The sequence below is a fragment of the Bradyrhizobium sp. SUTN9-2 genome (genome assembly GCF_003122645.1).
Lineage (GTDB): Bacteria > Pseudomonadota > Alphaproteobacteria > Rhizobiales > Xanthobacteraceae > Bradyrhizobium > Bradyrhizobium yuanmingense.
Genome location: NZ_LAXE01000001.1, coordinates 2974192 through 2991923, shown reverse-complemented (window position 1 = coordinate 2991923; position 17732 = coordinate 2974192). Strand labels below are relative to the sequence as shown.

Annotated in this window: 16 protein-coding genes and 1 pseudogene; 4 read left to right on the top strand and 13 right to left on the bottom strand. The window is 62.3% G+C overall.

Features of this window, described 5'->3' with window-relative positions:
- Positions 1-16: 16 nt before the first annotated feature.
- From XF30_RS13675 to XF30_RS13655, 5 genes are all read right to left on the bottom strand, one after another.
- Positions 17-784: an ABC transporter permease gene (locus XF30_RS13675; protein ID WP_109143006.1), complete on the bottom strand. Its 768-nt coding sequence runs from the start codon at positions 782-784 to the stop codon at positions 17-19.
- Positions 781-1566 (bottom strand): ABC transporter permease, encoded by a 786-nt coding sequence (locus tag XF30_RS13670; protein ID WP_109143005.1) that lies wholly within the window; start codon positions 1564-1566, stop codon positions 781-783. Before XF30_RS13670 ends, XF30_RS13675 begins: the two co-directional genes overlap by 4 nt.
- Positions 1563-2408: an ABC transporter ATP-binding protein gene (locus XF30_RS13665; RefSeq protein ID WP_109143004.1), complete on the bottom strand. Its 846-nt coding sequence runs from the start codon at positions 2406-2408 to the stop codon at positions 1563-1565. The genes XF30_RS13670 and XF30_RS13665 overlap by 4 nt, the downstream gene beginning before the upstream one ends.
- Positions 2409-2502: 94 nt before the next feature.
- On the bottom strand, positions 2503-4197 hold the full coding sequence (gene ilvD / locus XF30_RS13660) for a dihydroxy-acid dehydratase (protein WP_036007591.1): 1695 nt from the start codon (positions 4195-4197) through the stop codon (positions 2503-2505).
- A gap of 74 nt (positions 4198-4271) precedes the next feature.
- A complete protein-coding gene (locus tag XF30_RS13655) occupies positions 4272-5255 on the bottom strand; it encodes an ABC transporter substrate-binding protein (protein ID WP_109143003.1) in 984 nt (327 codons plus the stop codon).
- Between the two features lie 160 nt (positions 5256-5415).
- Between XF30_RS13655 and XF30_RS13650 the strand changes: the two genes are divergently transcribed.
- Positions 5416-6324: an NAD(P)-dependent oxidoreductase gene (locus XF30_RS13650; protein WP_109143002.1), complete on the top strand. Its 909-nt coding sequence runs from the start codon at positions 5416-5418 to the stop codon at positions 6322-6324.
- A gap of 7 nt (positions 6325-6331) precedes the next feature.
- Here the strand turns inward: XF30_RS13650 and XF30_RS13645 are convergent, their stop codons facing one another.
- From XF30_RS13645 to XF30_RS13620, 6 genes and pseudogenes are all read right to left on the bottom strand, one after another.
- Positions 6332-6895, bottom strand: coding sequence for a flavin reductase family protein (locus XF30_RS13645; RefSeq protein ID WP_036007598.1), 564 nt, complete (start codon positions 6893-6895; stop codon positions 6332-6334).
- A gap of 9 nt (positions 6896-6904) precedes the next feature.
- Positions 6905-8134 carry an acyl-CoA dehydrogenase family protein gene (locus XF30_RS13640; RefSeq protein ID WP_109143001.1) on the bottom strand — a complete coding sequence of 410 codons (1230 nt, stop codon included), beginning with the start codon at positions 8132-8134 and terminating at the stop codon, positions 6905-6907.
- Positions 8135-8199: 65 nt separating this feature from the next.
- Positions 8200-9468: a CaiB/BaiF CoA transferase family protein gene (locus XF30_RS13635; RefSeq protein ID WP_109143000.1), complete on the bottom strand. Its 1269-nt coding sequence runs from the start codon at positions 9466-9468 to the stop codon at positions 8200-8202.
- Between the two features lie 213 nt (positions 9469-9681).
- A complete protein-coding gene (locus XF30_RS13630) occupies positions 9682-10110 on the bottom strand; it encodes a GNAT family N-acetyltransferase (protein WP_109142999.1) in 429 nt (142 codons plus the stop codon).
- 405 nt (positions 10111-10515) lie between these two features.
- Positions 10516-11136 (bottom strand): annotated as a pseudogene (locus tag XF30_RS39945) (PBSX family phage terminase large subunit); the annotation flags it as partial.
- The gene (locus XF30_RS13620) at positions 11108-11884 is read right to left on the bottom strand and encodes a M23 family metallopeptidase (protein ID WP_109142998.1); all 777 of its coding nucleotides are present in this window, start codon (positions 11882-11884) and stop codon (positions 11108-11110) included. The pseudogene XF30_RS39945 and the gene XF30_RS13620, both read right to left, overlap by 29 nt.
- 90 nt (positions 11885-11974) lie before the next feature.
- On the opposite strand from XF30_RS13620, the gene XF30_RS13615 reads away from it, so the two are divergent.
- On the top strand, positions 11975-12940 hold the full coding sequence (locus XF30_RS13615) for a hypothetical protein (protein WP_036028898.1): 966 nt from the start codon (positions 11975-11977) through the stop codon (positions 12938-12940).
- A 98-nt stretch (positions 12941-13038) separates the two neighbouring features.
- Here XF30_RS13615 and XF30_RS38495 read toward each other — a convergent pair whose 3' ends face one another.
- Positions 13039-13425 (bottom strand): hypothetical protein, encoded by a 387-nt coding sequence (locus XF30_RS38495; protein WP_502696096.1) that lies wholly within the window; start codon positions 13423-13425, stop codon positions 13039-13041.
- Between the two features lie 450 nt (positions 13426-13875).
- Between XF30_RS38495 and XF30_RS39325 the strand changes: the two genes are divergently transcribed.
- On the top strand, positions 13876-14232 hold the full coding sequence (locus XF30_RS39325; RefSeq protein WP_244608946.1) for a hypothetical protein: 357 nt from the start codon (positions 13876-13878) through the stop codon (positions 14230-14232).
- Positions 14233-14420: 188 nt separating this feature from the next.
- Positions 14421-15944, top strand: coding sequence for an FAD-dependent monooxygenase (locus XF30_RS13595; RefSeq protein WP_109142997.1), 1524 nt, complete (start codon positions 14421-14423; stop codon positions 15942-15944).
- A 140-nt stretch (positions 15945-16084) separates the two neighbouring features.
- On the opposite strand, the gene XF30_RS13590 is transcribed toward XF30_RS13595, so the two are convergent.
- Positions 16085-17695 (bottom strand): hypothetical protein, encoded by a 1611-nt coding sequence (locus tag XF30_RS13590; protein ID WP_158284376.1) that lies wholly within the window; start codon positions 17693-17695, stop codon positions 16085-16087.
- Positions 17696-17732: the final 37 nt, after the last annotated feature.

The following is a 17732-nucleotide window of genomic DNA, read 5'->3' as shown; positions in this document are numbered from 1 at the left end:
TCAGGATTCTTGTTAGTTACGCTTCGGGGAAGCCCCGGAGCAAGTACGAGCGCACGGCTCCCAGCAGGCCGTTCAAGATCAAGCCCAGCAGCGAGATCGTGATCAGCGGCACGAACATGTCCACGGCCTGGAAGGTTCTGGCCGCAGTCACGAGGGCGTGCCCCAATCCGTCCGTCGACGTGATCATTTCGGCCAGAAACACCACGATGCAGGAAATGACAAGGCCAATCCGGCACCCGGTCAGGATCGACGGCATCGCTGCCGGCAGCACTACCTTGAAGAGGATTTCGTAGCGTGACGATCCCGCAGCCATAGCCGACCAGATCAGCTTCTGCTCGACGGTCGAGGCACCGTAATAGGTCGACAGCAGGATCGGGAAAAGAGCGTCGGCAGCCACTAATGTGATCTTCGATCCGTGGCCAAATCCGAGCAGCAGCAGCAAGGCCGGATAGAGCGCAACCTTGGGCAAAGGCGCCAATACGCGCACGATGGGCCGAACCACGGCGTTGATCGCCGGATTGGCGGCGGCGGCAATGCCGATGCTGACACCGAGCACGACAGCAATCGCGAAGCCGGCAAACAGCCTGATCAGGGTCGCCGCGATCTCGTGCTGGAACGTCGAGGTTACGAGTTGCTGGAGCAGCCTGCCGAAGACGAAGCCTGGCGGCGGCAGCAGAACTGCCGGCGCGAAGCCGAAAGACACCAAGCCTTGCCACAGCGCGATCACCAGTGCGATCGGAGCAATCCCAAGAGCGAAATTAGGGGAGAGAAGCCGCGACATCATGAGAAGCTCAGCGGCATGTCGAACTGTGGCTCGGACCAGCGCACGAGCCTGGCACGAACCCTTTCAAAAATCGCGTCGAGGCAGATTCCCATCGCTCCCACGATGATGATCATCGCAAAGACGGTTTCGTATTGGCCCATGTCGAGCGCATTGAACAGGATGTTCCCGGCGCCGGACTGACGGGCAATCATCTCGCTGGTGATCATCGTGATCAGCGCCAGCACTAACCCCGTACGACACCCCGTCAGAATTTCAGGCAGCGCCGCCGGCAGCACGATACGCACCAGACGCTGCACCGGCGAGAGCCCCATCGCAGCGCCCGACCACAGCATCTTCTCTTCGACCGCCTTGGCGCCTTCGAAGCTGTGATAAATCACGGGCAGGCTGACGCCGAGGAAGATCACGAGCGTCTTCGTGATGTCGCCGACGCCGAGCCAGAGCATGATGATCGGCATCAAGGCCGCCTTCGGCACCGGATAGATCACCATCAGCAGCGGATTGAAGAAGGCCGCAATCGCGGCGCTACGTCCCATCAACAGGCCAAGCGGAATCGACACGAGCACGGCCGCGCCAAATCCCATCGCCATGCGCCGGAGCGAGGCCAGAATATTGATCAGGGATTCCCTGTCGCCAAGGATGTCCGGAATCGCTCTCATCGCTCCGATCGCGGTCGGAAAGCTGTCATTCTTCAGCGCCAGTGACGCGACCTGCCACACCACCAGCAATCCGATGCAGGCGAGCACCGGGGCAGCGCGCCTGGTCATGCCGGCCGCCGACATCATGCCGGCGCCCCGGCTTCGTCGCTCTCATCGAACATGCGCTCGATATCGACGACGTACTTCTGGTAACGCGGGTCGAGCAACAGCTCGTTGCGGCGGCGCGGCCGCGGCAGGTCGATGTCGATGACCTGCCGGATTCGCCCGGGCGATTTCGACATCATGACGACCTTGTCCGAGAGGAAGACGGCTTCGTCGACCGAATGGGTGACGAAAAGCACCGTCTTGCGGTCACGCTCCCAGATGTTCAGAAGATCGTTCTGCAGGCGCGTCCTCGTGTGCGCGTCGAGTGCCCCGAACGGCTCGTCCATCAGCAGCACTTCGGGATGGTAGGCAAGCGTCCGCGCCAGCGCCACGCGCTGCTTCATGCCGCCCGACAGCTCCTTGGGATAGAAGTTCTCGTAGCCCTTGAGGCCGACCATCTCGATCAGGGCCCGGCTCTGCGCTTCGGCCTCGGTGCCGCGAATTCCTTGCTGACGCGGCCCATACATCACGTTGCCGAGCACAGTCTTCCAGGGAAAGAGCGCAAATTCCTGGAATACCGGTCCGCGATCCGGACCGGGCCCCGTGATCGCCTGTCCCTTCATCTTCGCCGCGCCGCTGGTTGGACTGACGAAGCCGCCGACAATGTAGAGCAGTGTCGACTTGCCGCAGCCGGACGGACCAAGGATGGAGACGAAAGCTCCCTCCTCGATCGTCAGCGAAATGTCCGAAAGCGCAATGTGATTCTTGCGTGCCGAGGTTTTAAAGACCTGCGACACGCGGTCGATCTCGATGATTGCGGAAGCCGGGTCTTGTTGCGTCACCGGTCTCACCCATTCGCTCGATCTCGCAGATACTACCGTCATCCCGCCTTCCGTCCCACTCGCACGAGGATTCAGCGGCATCAGCTTAGCAAGAAGCCTGCCAGACAGGCTGTCACTTTCGCGCCCGTGCGGTGCGTCATTCGAACCACGGCCATTCTGCCGGGCCTTCATGCGTCACGGCTCCGCCCGGCGCCTGCCCAACCAGCCGCGCATATTTTGCCAGCGCACCTGCGCGGTGGCGAGGCGGGCGCGGCTTCCAATCGCGTCGCCGTGCGGCAAGCTCCTGTTCCTCGAGCAGGACATCCATCCGTCGATTTGCGGCATCAATCCGGATTCTGTCACCATTCCGGACGAGCGCCAGCGGACCGCCAACAAATGCCTCGGGGGACACGTAGCCGATGCACATCCCGCGGGTCGCGCCGGAGAACCGGCCATCGGTGATCAGCGCCACTTTTTCACCCATGCCCTGCCCGTAGATCAGTGCGGTGACGCCAAGCATCTCACGCATGCCAGGTCCGCCGACTGGCCCTTCATTGCGGATCACGAGAACCTCGCCCGCCTTGTAACTGCGGTCACGAACGGCTGCGACGCAGGCTTCTTCATCCTCGAAAACACGCGCGACGCCTTCGAAGAATTGGCTCTTCAAGCCCGCCACCTTGATCACCGCCCCATCGGGACAGAGGTTACCCTTCAGCACCGCGACGCCACCGTCAGGCATGATCGGCGCGCGAGCCGTGTACACAACCTCTCCGTCGGGTGCGTTGGCCACACCGTACTCTTCGGCAAGTGTGCGGCCGGTGATTGACAAGCAGCCGCCATCGATATGACCGCTCTGGATCAGCTCGCGAATGATGACCGCAGCGCCGCCGATATCGTAGACATCCTTCGCCGTATACTTGCCTCCGGGGCGCAGATTGCCGATCAACGGCGTCCTGGCAAAGACCTCCCCCACGTCATCGATGCTGAATGCAATTCCGGCCTCATTCGCGATCGCCGGCAGGTGCAGCGCGGCGTTGGTCGAGCCGCCCGTCGCTGCCACAATCGCCGCTCCGTTCTCCAGGGATTTCCGCGTCACGATGTCGCGCGGCAGCGGCCCGCCGCGGTCCAGCATCTCCATGATCAGTCGGCCGGCGCGTCGCGAAATCTGCGCACGCTCGGAATAGACACCGGGCACCATCGAGACGTTGGGAATGGTCAGCCCCATCGCCTCCGATACCATGCCCATGGTGTTCGCGGTGAACTGGCCGGCGCACGCACCGATCGTCGGCAGGCAGGCGCGCTCAATGCGCTCGAGCGTGGCGCCATCGATCTCGCCAGTCATGAAGCTGCCGACAGCCTCATAGGAATCGAGCACCGTCAGCGTACGTCCATCCACGCGCCCGGGCAGCGAGCTGCCGCCATAGATGAAGATGGATGGCACGTTGCAGCGGACCATTCCCATCATCACGCCAGGAAGGGTCTTGTCGCACCCGCCGTATCCGATCAGCGCATCGTAGGCCAACCCATGGACCACGGCTTCGATCGAGTCGGCAATCAGCTCACGCGAGAACAGGGAGAACTTCATCCCCTCATGATTCATGCTGATGCCGTCGGACACCGAAACAGTCGAGAACTCACGCGGTGTACCGCCGGCCTCCTCGATCCCGGTCTTGGCTGCAGCTACCTGGAAGTCGTGGGTCATGTTGCAGGGCGTCTGCTCACCCTTCATGCTGACGATGCCCACCATCGGCTTCGCAATCGCAGCGTCGTCGAGCCCCATGGCGCGCATGAATGCACGATGCGGCGCTCGGTCGAGGCCGTCTGTGGTGACTCGGGAACGCAACTTCTTCATATATGCATCTTCTTCGTGCAGCGTCCCGGATGATCCGGAACGCTACGATGTTAGTTCGGTAATTCGTCCCGCTTCTATTGCAGCGGCGCGACGATCGACGGATGCTTGAACTGTGCGACATCCAGCTTCGGCAGCATTCCTGTTTCTGCATAGATATCCAGCATCTTCTGGATCGCCGGGAAGTTCGGCGCAGCACCCGGATCGCGGCCGAAATCATTGTCCTTGAGCAAGTAGGTCTCAAGCACCGGGATGGGGGCTTTCAGCACTTCATTGACGACCTTGAGAGTCTCCTCGCGGTTCGCGAGTGCCTTCTTCATGCCCGAGGTAATATCGCGGACATAGGCCTTGACCAACTCAGGGTTCTTGTCGACGAAATCGGCACGGCAGGCTTCCAGGATGTGCACGATGTTCGGCATGGCCTGGGAGAGCGAGAACAGCTTCCTTGTGCCGCCCTTTGCCTCCGCGCGCGCAGCAAACGGCTGGTTCATATTGACCGCGTCAACGCGGCCTTGGCGCAGCGCGTCCTCGGAGACGGCAAAGCCAACCTCGACCAGCTTGATGTCCTTGGCCGGATCGACGCCATTCTGCTTCAAGAGCAGATTGAACGGCCCTTGCGTACCGCCACCGATCACGGAAATGCCGACGGTCTTGCCCTTGAGATCCGCGATTGTCTTGATGGGCGAGTCATCCTTGACGGCCCAGTAGACCGAGAAACCGCCGGGCATCTCGAAAACGTGTTGCGCCACGATATAAGCCTTGAGATTGCCGCCGACGACACCGTTGGAAAGCGAGAGCGGCGCCTGCGTCGCGCAGTCCAGTGCACCGGCCGCCAAGGCCTGCGTCATCGGCGCGGTGCCCTGGAATTGGGTCCATTCGATGTTGTAGGCCTTGCCGAGATTGGGAAACTCTGCCGGCCTGCGCATCATCCAGTACTTGGACTCCTCCGCAGGGATGGTCCAGCCGACGCGGATCGTCTGCTGCCCCCATGACGGGCTTGCGCCCGCGCTCACGGCGGCTGCCGCCCCCAAAGCCAGGATCCACTTCGAAACGGTTCGCATCGTGCCACTCCGCTGCTCCGGCGCCGACTGGCGCCCCCAACCCGACCGCCTCAAATGTTTCATGGTTCAAACAATCAGGCAAGCCATGCGAGGTGGGCGGTCTTGCCGGCAGATGGGCAATGTATGGTAAAGCGGCGTCTACGACAGAAGGAGGCAACCTGTGGCTGACGACAGCAAGAACCGCACCGAGAAGCTCGGCTATCTCGGCCTCGGACTCATGGGAACTCCGATGACCCGACGCCTGCTGAAGGCCGGCTATCAGGTCGCTGTCTGGAATCGCTCGGAGGGCAAGGTGGCGCCGCTCGTCGAGGCTGGTGCCAAGCACGTGGTCACGCCGCGTGATCTCCTGGCGAGCTCGGATATCGTCTTTATGTGCGTAACGGATGCGGCGGCGGTGGAGGAGGTGATCTTCGGACCCGAAGGTCTGGCAGCGGCCCCTGGCGCGGGCAAGCTTGTGGTCGACTTCTCATCGATCCATCCCGACGCGGCGCGCGATCTCGCGACGCGGTTGAAAGACGCGAACGGTGCGGGCTGGATCGATGCGCCGGTGTCCGGGGGCACGAAGGGCGCCGAGGAAGGCACGCTCGCCATCATGGCAGGCGGAGAAGCTGGCGACATCGAGAGGGTGCGGCCCTATGTGCTGGCCATGGCACGCAGGTTCACGCACATGGGCCCGGTCGGCGCCGGCCAGACCACAAAGCTGTGCAACCAGGTGATCGTCGGATGCGCGATGGCCGTGCTCGCGGAAGCAACCCGCCTTGCCGTGAACGCCGGAATTGACGCCAACCGATTGCCCGAAGCGCTCGCAGGCGGCTTTGCGGATTCCATCCCGCTCCAGCTGTTCGTGCCGCGAATGGTCAACGGCATTCACAGCCCGCCGCTCGGCCACATCGCCACGATGCTCAAGGATCTCGATACGGTCGCCGATGTTGCACAGGCAACCTCGACGCCAGTGCCGATGGCCGCGCTTGCCGGACAGCTTTTCAGGCTGGCGAAGGCCGCGCGAGGTGCGGACGCGGACGCGCTGGAGATCTACAAGCTTTCGGCGGCAGAGCGCAAAGCGCTCTAGGGGCGCATTACCGCCCGTTCTTGCGCTCATCGTCGGCCATGAAGCGACCGAACGCTCCTCGCGCAAAGAGCAGCGGCTCTTTCGCATTGTAGGTATATGCCTCGACCGCGCCGAGAAAGATCACATGGTCACCGCCATAATAGCGATTCACGGAGCGGCATTGAAAGTTGGCGACGCTCTCGGCGAGCACTGGAGCGTTGCCAAGGCCGGGGGTCCAGTCGACGCCGGTGAACTTGTCATCCGACGATTTTGCGAATTTGTTCGCAAGCGCTTGTTGTGAAGCGCCGAGAACGTTGACGCTGAAATGGCTGGCGTTCTGGAAGATGGTCAGGCTCGAGGAATAGACGACGAGGCTCCACAGAACCAACGGCGGATTCAGCGAGACCGAGGCGAAGGAATTGCACGTCAGTCCGTACGGCTTGCCGTCGGGCGCTGCCGCTGTGATGATCGTGACGCCCGTTGCATAAGTTCCGAGCGCGTTGCGAAAGTCGCGAGGATCAATCTGCGAGCTGTCGCTCGCGAACTCATTGGCGGGATCCGGCGCGCGAGGCTGCTTCGGCAGGTCATTCATCGGCCGACCTCACAGCGTGAGATTCTCGGAGGGCAGGCCGAGGGCCACCCGTCCGTAGTTGGTTCCGGCCGCATCGAAGTTGAACGCGAGATGTGAGTTGATCGCGTGCGCATCGCGGAACTGCCGCTGTAACACGCCGCTCGTGAACAGCCCGCGCGCGCCGCTCGCGGCAAACAGCATCGAGACCGCGTCCGTGCACAAGTTCACGGAAAAGGATCCGTCGCGGCGATATCTGGTCTTGGTCGCCATGTCAGGAATATGGCCGCGCCGTGCGGCTTCCATGGCATCGAGACAGGCCGACCGCATGATCAGGCGCGCAGCGTCGATCTTGGCCGAGGCCTCCGCGATCTTGATCTGCGTGCTTTGAAAATCGCTCAGCTTGGCGCGGTTGTACGTCGAAATACGATGACGCGCGACCTCCGTATAGTCGTCGAGGCACGCCTGTGCATTCCCCAGCGCGACACCGGAGAGGACGTAAGGAAATAGCGAGAAGACAGGCAGCGTGTACAGAGGATTCGGATTGACCGCGCTTCCCGGCGTGGGGCCACCTGAGAGGTTCCCTACGGCGACCGTCATATGGTCAGCCACGAAGGCATCCCTGACCTCGACGTCGCACGACCCCGTCCCGCGCAATCCGGCGACGTTCCAAGTGTCCAGCACCTTGTAATCGCCGCTCGGCAGCAGAAAGATTCGATACTCGATGCCGTCGGCATCGTCGTCGGAATAGACCACGCTCGCAAGCATATTCCATTCGCAGGAGGCAACGCCCGAGGAGAATGGCCAACTGCCATGCAACTGGTATCCGCCCTTGACCCGCGTGGCGCGTCCGGCGGGGAAAATGAACGAGGACGCGATCAAAGTATCCGGATTGCGGCCCCAGACCAGATCCTGCGCCTTCGGCTGGAACATGCCGAGCATCCAGTGATGGCTCGCCAGATTGGCGAGATTCCAGGCAACCGACGCATCCGCCTGCCCGAGCAGCTCAGCGCAATCGACGAGGGCGACATAGTCGAGCTCAGCGCCACCAATCCGGGCCGGTTGCAGCATCCGGAACAGGCCGGCATCGTGGAGATCCTTTTCGGTTTCCGCCGGAAGATGCCGCAGCTCCTCCGTCCGTGCCGCCCGCTCACGGAGTCGCGGCAGAAGCGCCCGGGCCCTCGCGATCATTGACGCATAGATCTCACCGCCGGCTTGCAAGCCTGCGGGCTGGGTCATGCTCGGCTCCTGGCCAGGCGCCATTCGTGTCCCTCGCTTTCACACATTTATGCGGCGGGACCTTCGCCAAATCAAGCCGAGCCAGTGCCTCAAGTCGACCTTGGAGGCTTGACCGAGCCAAAGGCGCCCTTCTCGCCAAAATCCGCGATCCGACGTTCGTCGTAGCCGAGCGTATCTTGCAGGATCTGCTTGGTATGCTCGCCCAAAAGAGGTGCCGCGACGGGGTCGACCGCGGCTGTCAGGCTCATCGTAATCGGTGGCTCGATGTTGGGCACCCACTCGGCTGTCGGATGCGGAATCCGGTTCAAACGATGGCGCTCGCGAGCCTCGGGGGCGTTGAAGCCCTCCTCGACCGTCCGGAGATAGCCGACGGGGATATTTGCCAGCTTCATCTTCGCCATCCAGTTTTCGAGCGTATCACTGGCGAAGACTTCGGCGATGGCTGCCCGCAGGAGCTCCTTGTTCTCCGAGCGGGCTTTGCGCGTCGCAAACCGCGGATCGGTGATGAGATCGGGCCGATTCAGCACCTCGACCACAAGCCTGCGGTAGAGCCGGTCGTTGGCGCAGGCCATGTAGAGCGGCCCATCTGAGGCCTCGTAGACGCCGACGGTGGGAGACCCGCTCGGCGAATTGCCGAACCGGCCGGGGTTTTCGCCGTTGATGAGATAGGCCATGCCGTAGAAACCGGTCATTCCCATTGCGACGTCGAACAGGGCAACTTCGACATGCTGCCCCCGGCCGAGCCGCTCCCGCGCGAGCAGCGCCAGCAGGATGGCATTGCAGGCGGACATCCCCGTCGCCATGTCGACAATTGGCGGGCCGGTGCGAACCGCCGGGCCGTCGGCAAATCCATTAAGCGACATGAAGCCGCTTTCCGCCTGGGTGATCGGATCGAAGCCTGGCCGGGAGGCAAACGGTCCGCTGCGTCCGTAGGCGGAGATCGAGCAATAGACCAGCCGCGGGTTGAGCGGCGCGACCGATTCATAGTCGAGCCCGAACTTCTTCATGACCCCGCTCGAAAAATTCTCCACGACCACATCTGCCTTGCGGATCAGATCCAGCGCGATCTCGCGCGCCTCCGGCACAGCAAGATCGAGCGCGATGCCGCGCTTGTTGCGATTCAGGCTGAGAAAGGCGGCGCTCTCGCCTCCAATCTCCGCGTGCTCATAGGCGCGCGTGTCGTCGCCGCCATCGGGATTCTCGATCTTGATGACGTGCGCACCGTAGTCGGCGAGCGTCTGGGTGCAGGCCGGGCCAGCGACCACACGCGTGAAATCAACGACCAATAGGCCATCCAGCGCGGTCGGGCCTCCCATCCCATGCGAGGCACGTACCGGCAATTGAGGCTTGGTGGGCATCGATCGCGCTCTCCCTTACATCGGCTTATGGCCGCCGAATTTCCTGCAAGAGCAAACTTAAAGCCCGGCGCTGCCGACTTCGCAAGTCCCACGCCCGCATCGCTTCAATACGCCAAAAGGACCCGGCAGCCCCCAGGCTGCCAGGTCCTCGGACGTTCCAGGCGCGTACTGGCCATTAGATAGACGGCGCGTTCCGTGCGGCGGCAAACCTGCTCAGTGCAGCCACTTCCGCCAATAGAGTGTATGCACCCAAGCCCAAGGGGTCTCGGGCTCGAACAGCCGATAGCCCGCCTGAATGAAGTTGTTCGCTGATACCGGGTTGTCCGTCGTATCGGAGACAATGCTGTCCCATCCGATACGCCGCGCCCTCGCCTCCACCGCACGCATCAATCTGCGCTGAAGGCCGCGTCCCCAATGCCGTTGTAACACGCCAACTCTGGAGAAATAGCCGCCATTTCGAACGTGAGTCGAGGGCACAATTCCGGCGAAGGCGACTGCTTCCTCGTCGTGATAAGCCATCCACCACGCGCCGAGGTCGAACGCGGGCATCGCCGCGGTATCGAAGAACGTGAGCCGATGCAGATCGGCGAGGGTCTCGGCAACGTCATCATCGGAGGCATCGACAATACGAATTCTGTACATGAGCAACTCGTTGGCAGCAGATCATGATCGGGCGCGGAGCGACGTCACCGGCGCCATGAAGGCTCATTTGCCCAGCACGACCTTGACACCAAGCCAAACGGCCCCCATCAGGCCAGTGGCAAGCACGGTGATCACTGCCTTGAAGGTGTAGCTCTGGGCCTGCTCCACGCTCTTTCGCCACCTCCGCAGGTGCTGGAAATCGGCTCGCATCTCGCTGCCGACCCACTGCACGATCCAGATGGTGAAAGCATCCGCCGCGGCGCCGGCGCCTCCGATGTCGATGAAGGCACGCAGCGGCAGCAGCGGGTCCGCGGCAACTTTCCCGATCCGCCCCTGCGCACGCGCTTCCGAGAGCAGCGAGGCAAAATAAGCACCCTCGAAGGCGCGTGCATACTCGCCTTCCCAGATGTGGTCGTAGCGCTCCGGATAGAGTTTCTGGTCGAGCAACCGCTCCTCCTCGAGCACATCAGGAAACCAGGGATTGTCGCGCCAGTTCGCCTTCACGATCACGGCGCCGTCCGGCTGTCGCCCACGCAGAAAATCGTCGATCGCATCGCTTTTGCGACGCGGATTCCAGCTCGACCAAAGCTCTGAGTCCTTGGCGCGGATCGTTGGCCGCAGCAGCGCGAGGCTGCGCGCGCTCAGGGATTGCGCCTCGTCGATCCAGGCGATGCGAAACCCTTCCAGAGATTTGATCGAGTCGGCCGTGTGATCCTGAAGCCCGCGGAAGATGATGAGTCCGTCGCCGGGCGTCTCGATCTTGTCGCTGAACAATTTGAAGCCGTGCCCGAGCCCGAGGCTTGCGATCTTGCCTTCGATCAAGCGCTTCGACGATTGCGCCAGCGTGCGCTGCGCCTCGCGGATGCAGACCGCGAGCGTGCCGCGCTCGGCCTGGCAGGTCTCGACGAGAAGTTCGCCGAAGAAATGCGATTTGCCCGAGCCGCGTCCGCCGTAAACGCCCTTGTAGCGCGCAGGCTTGAGCAGCGGCTCGAAGATTTTAGCGGTCGGAATTTTCAGGATGGACAATGGCTGCGCTCGCTCGCCCTAGGGCAGGCCGGTGCGCCTGCGCCACATCGCGGGCCAGTCTTCGTTTCCCGGGGCGTGGGATTGTCGTTGACGGAAACGAAGCATCAGGCGGAATAGCGGGTATCGGTGCGGGATCATTCGAGTCGAAAGCAGATCGATCGGAGTTTCCGGCAGGCATCCTCCTCAAAACCCGCACATCTTTGGAACGGGACCGCGGCATCATATCCGCGTTTTGCAGATATCGCTTGTACTCCGGAATGTAGGCCGGCGCAGGAACTGGATCGAACGGTCCCAGTGCATCCGCAAACGCACCTGGGTCAAGAACATTACCTGCAAGATCCTTGATTTGATAATGGACGTGGTGGTGCCCTGGATTGCCCTTCTTGTCAGAAAGACCGGTATTACCCATCGCGCCAATCACCTGACCCGCCGCAACCACATCGCCGACCTTCACCTTCCGAGAGTTGGTATGCAGTATCTGGTGACGCAAGCCGTTATTGTCTCTGATCGAGATTGTCCCCCATTGATCATCACCGGCGCGCTCGACGACGCCATTCACGGGAGATCGCAATTCTGGGTGACTCGTGTTCAGCCGAGCACTTTGACCACCAACATAATTGAAATCGATGCCCCGGTGTGGGTTGCTTGATCCGCGTGGCCTGCCTGTCTCCGCGCCGTATGGACTCGTGACATGGGGCGAGATGCCCTCGACGGGCTGAATAATGCGCCGCATCATGTCGTCCCACATTTGAATATCCTTTGCGGTAGTTGACTAACTAGTTCGCGTGCGGTGTCTTGATCGAGCCGATCTTGCGTGGCCGAGGAATGAGGGGCTGACATGAAAAGAGCTATCCGCCGCGTTCTCACTGCGGCCGCGACGGTCGCTCTCGCACTTCCTGCCTTCGCACAGGAACCACCTGCTCCGACATCCGACAAGTGGCGTCCCAAGGCCGGCGTCTATGCCGAACCTGGCAAGAACTTCCAGCTAGACTGTGATGAAAGTGGCGGCCTGACAATCGATCTCGGCAGGAAATCGGTCAGCGGTTACGAATGGAGCTGCAAGGTCAAGAAGATCAACGATCTCGGCCCGGGCTCGCTGAAGGTTGAAATGGTCTGTGACGATTACAATCTGGCGCAGAACCTCAACCCGCGCGATCCCAACTGGGATAGCAGACAATTCAACGAGATCATGTTCATCAAACAACTGGATGCGGCGGCGATCTCGGTCCAGAAAAGCCTGAACGGAAAGCTCAAGGATCCTCCCTGGCGCGCGGCTTACTGCCCTCTGAGTACACAGCGCGCGCTTGCTGAAGCGAGGCTAAGAGCCGAGGCAGAGGCCAAGCAGAAGGCCGAGGAAGCCAAGCGGAAGGCCGAAGAGGAGCTCGCTCTCAAGAGCGCTCATCCGCAAGATGGCGTCTACGCCGCACTGGGTGCCGATTTCGAGGACCGTTGCGCGAAACTCAGCGATACCGTCGTTGCGTTCGCCAAGAAGTCGATCGTTACGGCCTCGAACAAGTGCGATATCCGCCGGATGCGTGTTCAACTCCCAGACACCGTCAGGATCAACGCTACCTGCACCTTACAGGCGGCTTCCGGCCCTGACGCCGTCAGTGTGCAGGACCCGAGCACCATCCCGGACCGCGAGAACCTGATGTTCAAGAAGATCGACGACAAGACCGTCGTCCTCTGGATCATCAAGGACGGGCGCTTCACCGGTGACGGCCGAAAGCTGTCCTATTGCAGCGACCAGGTGCAGCGCGCCTATGCCGTGCAGCACAGGGCTGGCAAGCAGACCAGGAATTAGCCGAAGGCACCAACAAAAAACCCGCGCCGGATTGCATCCGCGCGGGTAACAGCAACTTCTGTCGATGATGCCATTCTGCCAGTGTTTTGCCCGACGGGTCAACGCTCAATCGAGACGCGGTTGCAGATCGGGATATCCACTGTCTCGAGCGTCGTGACGGCGTCGCCGCTGTTCGAGCTTCCCGGATGCACGATGATGCGCTCGATCCGGTGAATCAATTCCAGCACGCCGTCCTCGCCGTTCTCGACCGGCTGTGCGGCCTTGCCCCAGCCGCGATCGAGGATGGCGTTGGCCGCCGAGACGCGCGCCGCGGGCGTTGCATCCTCGCTACGCATGATGCCGACGAGCACCCTGATGGCGGTTCGGGTGTGGCTGCGCGCGAGCGAGCGGATCTCGGTCAGATTGCGCGCCCGCGGCGTCTTCGCGCGCGCGGGCAACCGAAGCGGTGCAGGCTCAAGCTCACCTTCGATGATGTCCTCGCTCACGCGAACGTCTCCCACAGCACGATGGCAACGAGGCCCGCGAGGGCCAGCGATATCAGATAGGCGGTCATCGTTTCTCCTCGAAAGCAATATGCGCGGCAGATCGCGCGAAGAGCGCGATCGTTTCGGGCGCGAACCCTATCTCCGGTCCCGGAGACCGCAGCGGCGCAGGCATTGGCCCGGCGCCGCGGGCCGGCACGTTCGCGCGTGCACGGCCAGCAATGGTTCGGACGACGGCGCGCCGATCGGCGCTCTCTCAACGCGTTATCAAGCGAGTGCGTGGCCGCAATGCGCCGCCGCCGTCCGATTCCAAAATCGAGAACGAAAAAACCCGCGGCGGATTGTTCCGCGCGGGTGAACCAAGCTCGTCTCGATGATGGCATAATGCCAGTGTTTTGCCCGACGTGTCAAAACCTCCACTGAATTGAAAAAGGCCGAATTGAAAAGACTGAATTGAAAAAGCCCGCCGCGGATTGCGTCCCGCGCGGGCCAAAACAAACTCGTTTCGATGATGCCATTCTGCCAGTGTTTTGCCCGACGTGTCAAACGAACGAATTCGCACGAGCCGCGTTGGACAATCAGGAGCGACCGGCCATGACCATCAAGACGACCTCACCCGGCAAATCGCAAGACGAGACGTTGCGAGATCGTCCGGGCTCGAAGCCGCGCATCGACAAGGAACGCGCCACGCAGCAGGCGATCGTCGAAGATGCCGACGCGACGGCGGACGACGGCCGCGATCTCGCGCATGGCGAGGGCGGCACCATCGATCTGCCTACACAACCCGGCGATTTGGCGAAGGACGATTAGCCCGCGGCACAAGCGGCGCGCATCTCGATGATGCCATTGTGCCGGTGTTTTGCCCGACGTGTCAACGCGCCGAACAGGCGAGAGCCTCATCTCCCACCTCGATATGTGGTGCGCAAGGGGCTTGCTTCAAGCCCCCGGTGATCGCGTAAGACCCCTGGTCCGAACAACCAGTCGAAGGGGGCCACGCCATGTCTGTATCGCTTCCGACGTCCCGGCCGCGCGGCCGAACGCCTGCAGAACGCGCAAGCGCCACCGGCCATCAAGTCATCATCGCCGGCGCCGGCCCGACCGGCTTGATGCTGGCCGCCGAGCTCGCGCTGGCTCAAATCGACGTCGCAATCGTCGAGCGGCGCGCGAGCCAGGACATCGTCGAGACGCGCGCCGGCGGACTTCATGCGCGCAGCATCGAGATCCTCGATCAGCGCGGCATTGCCGAGCGCTTCCTGCGCGAAGGGCAAATCACCCAGCTCGCCGGCTTCGCCTGGACCAGGCTCGACATCGGCGATCTCCCCACCCGCCATCCTTATGGGCTCGCGCTGCGGCAGAACCAGATCGAGCGCCTGCTGGCCGAATGGGTCTCCGAGCTCGCGGTGCCGATCTATCGCAGCCGCGAGGTGACGGGCTTTGCGGAAGACGACACCGGCCTCGACGTCACGCTGTCCAGCGGCGAGCGCTTGCGCGCGCTTTATCTCGTCGGCTGCGATGGCGGCCGCAGCGCGGTGCGCAAGCGCGCCGGCATCGACTTCCCCGGCTCAGAACCTTCGCTCAGCAACCTCATGGCCGAGGTCGAGATGCGCGAAGAGCCCCCATTCGGCCTGCGTCACGACGCGCTCGGCTTCCACGGCCTCAGCAAGACGGGAAGCGGGCGCGTGCTGGTCGTCGTGACGGAAGCCGAGCTCGCGCGCAGCGGCGAGCCGAGCTTGCGCGATCTCAGCGCGGCGCTCGAAGCCGTGTACGGCACCGATTTCGGCGTCAACAACCCCGCCTGGATCTCCCGCTTCACCGACGCGGCGCGGCAGGCCGCGTCCTATCGAAGGGGCCGCGTGCTGCTCGCCGGCGATGCCGCGCACATTCATCATTCCGTCGGCGGCCAGGGCCTCAACATCGGTGTGCAGGACGCGGTCAATCTCGGCTGGAAGCTGGCGCAGGTGGTCAAGGGCATCTCGCCCGAGAGCCTGCTCGACACCTATCACAGCGAGCGTCATCCCGTGGCCGCGCGCGTGCTGAAAAACACCATGGCGCAGATCGCCCTGCTCCGCCGCGGCGACGACGGCCGCAAGGCCGCGCGCGAGGTGATCGCCGAGCTGCTCGCCATGGACGAGCCGCGACAGCGCCTTGGCGCGATGATGAGCGGGCTCGACATCGCTTACGATCTCGGCGAAGGCCACGCGCTGCTCGGCCGCCGCATGCCCGATCTCGATCTCGTGGCAGGCGGGCAGAAGCTGCGATTGTTCACGCTGCTGCACGGCGCGCGCGGCGTGCTGCTCAATTTCGGCAAGCCGGGCGGCATCGACATCACGCCCTGGGCGGATCGCATCGGGATCGTCGATGCCGATTACGACGGCGCCTGGCAGCTTCCGGCCATCGGCGCGGTCCCCGCGCCGCGCGCGGTGCTGGTGCGGCCCGATGGCCATGTGGCCTGGGTGGGCGACGAGAACGGACACGGACTTGCGGAGGCGCTGACGCAGTGGTTCGGGCCGGGTGGTGCGTAGGGCGCGAACGTCTCGTGCCCCGCCAAAACAAACAAGCCCTCGGCAGATCCGCGGGCTTGTTCCGAACTTTTCGATGATGCCATTCTGCCAGTGTTTTGCCCGACGTGTCAAACGACCACTCTCGCTCCACTACACAAACGTCATTGCGGCGGAAGCAAAGGCCGTATCCAGCGCGAGAACCATTCCTCGCCATCATCGCGCGGATGGAGCGAGCCGTCCACTCCGAAGATCTGTGGAGGAATGAGATAACTCGGCTCGTCTGCAAACACGCCGATCGGCTTGCTGGGTTGCGGCTGCTGGCCGCGAGCGGCCGGGATAGTCCAATTGCCATACCGATCGTCGAATGCGGTAGACGGCAGATACGGGACTGGCGCACTGCCCGATATAAACACGTTGACCGCGTTCGTCTCATTCACACGGGCGAGACGCCGGACATCTTCGGGCGCGACTGATGCGCTTAAGCGCGAGACTCCTGATTGAAGCGCTTGCGGCTGCTCAGTTGGTCCCTCAGAGGTCTCGTCCTGATTTCCGCGGTGCCCCATCGCCAAGGGCGTTGCGATCGTTTTGGCATCTTCGTTCGACCAAGGGCCCGCATTCAAGCCGCCAACATAGCTGCTCGTCTGGTCGCGATTGAATGGATCATATGCGGGCGCTCCGGTGGAGAACACTCCTCCGTCGCCAGTCCCAGCAGTTGCCAGCGTCGGTACGCTAGCAGCTAGCCCAGCGACCCCTACCCGAGCCCAGAGAGGCAAGAATTGTGGCGCTAACACCGCAGCCGCAGCAAGTCCCGCTCCCATGTAGAGGCCAGCCGGCGGCGTTGCATGAGACGGAGCGCCAGGGTCCAATATCGGTGAGCGTTCGGAGAATGGAAGGGGCCAACCGGTTGCTGGATCATACTTGAGCACTAAAGGATCCTCGGCCACCCCGGTGGTCGGAGGTAGTTGTCCAAAGCCTTGAGGATTGGTCGCCGGAAATCCCGGCAGCCCGTACGTGATAAGTGGATTGCTAGGAGTAAATCCTTCCGGTTCGTTGATTTCCTCAAGCGAAGGCGGAATAAAACCTGGCAAACGCGTATTGACGAAGGGCGGCACCAGGCCCGGAAGGTCGGGGACGGGTCCAACGTTAGTAAATTGCAGCGAGATAGGAGAGCCTTTCGGCGAACGCTTCAGGATTGCGATCCTCTCTGCCATGCTGAGACCGCTGGTTGGAGAGAGAAGCGGAAAGTCCAAGGCCGCGTCCGCGCGACCGGCAGCGAGGAATTGGTCCACTGTCTCCTGCATCTCCCGGATCTGCGTCTGATGATCGGCGGCGTATGCTCTCCAGTTGTCGAACCATTGCTTGTTCACCGCATTTGCGTTTTCGGTGGTCATTCCCGTAGGAGTATTGGCAAATAGATGACCGCTCGCCAGCGCGTACTTGGCGGCCGCCACGAGTGCGTTTACGTCCGACACCAGCTCATCGAGCTCATGCGAGTCACCCGCGAGAGCCGCCGCGTACCTCGGAGATTCTTCTACCGTCTTAAGGTAGTCGCCGAACCCCTGATGATACGCCCCGAGATGGCCTCCAGTATGAGGGCTCGCACCCAGATCGCTTGCCGCCGATTGTACGGAGGGCAAACTCATACGATTTCGAGTTGCGTCAACTTCGAACCGTCCACGTAAAAAGCGGACGACCGGGTGGTCGGCGAAATGCTGAAGTAAAATGTGGTGATTTTGAAACATGAAATTGCGGCTCCTGCCGTGCGCCGGCATCCGAGCTGCTCCTGAATGCAGCCGGCGTTCTGGTTTG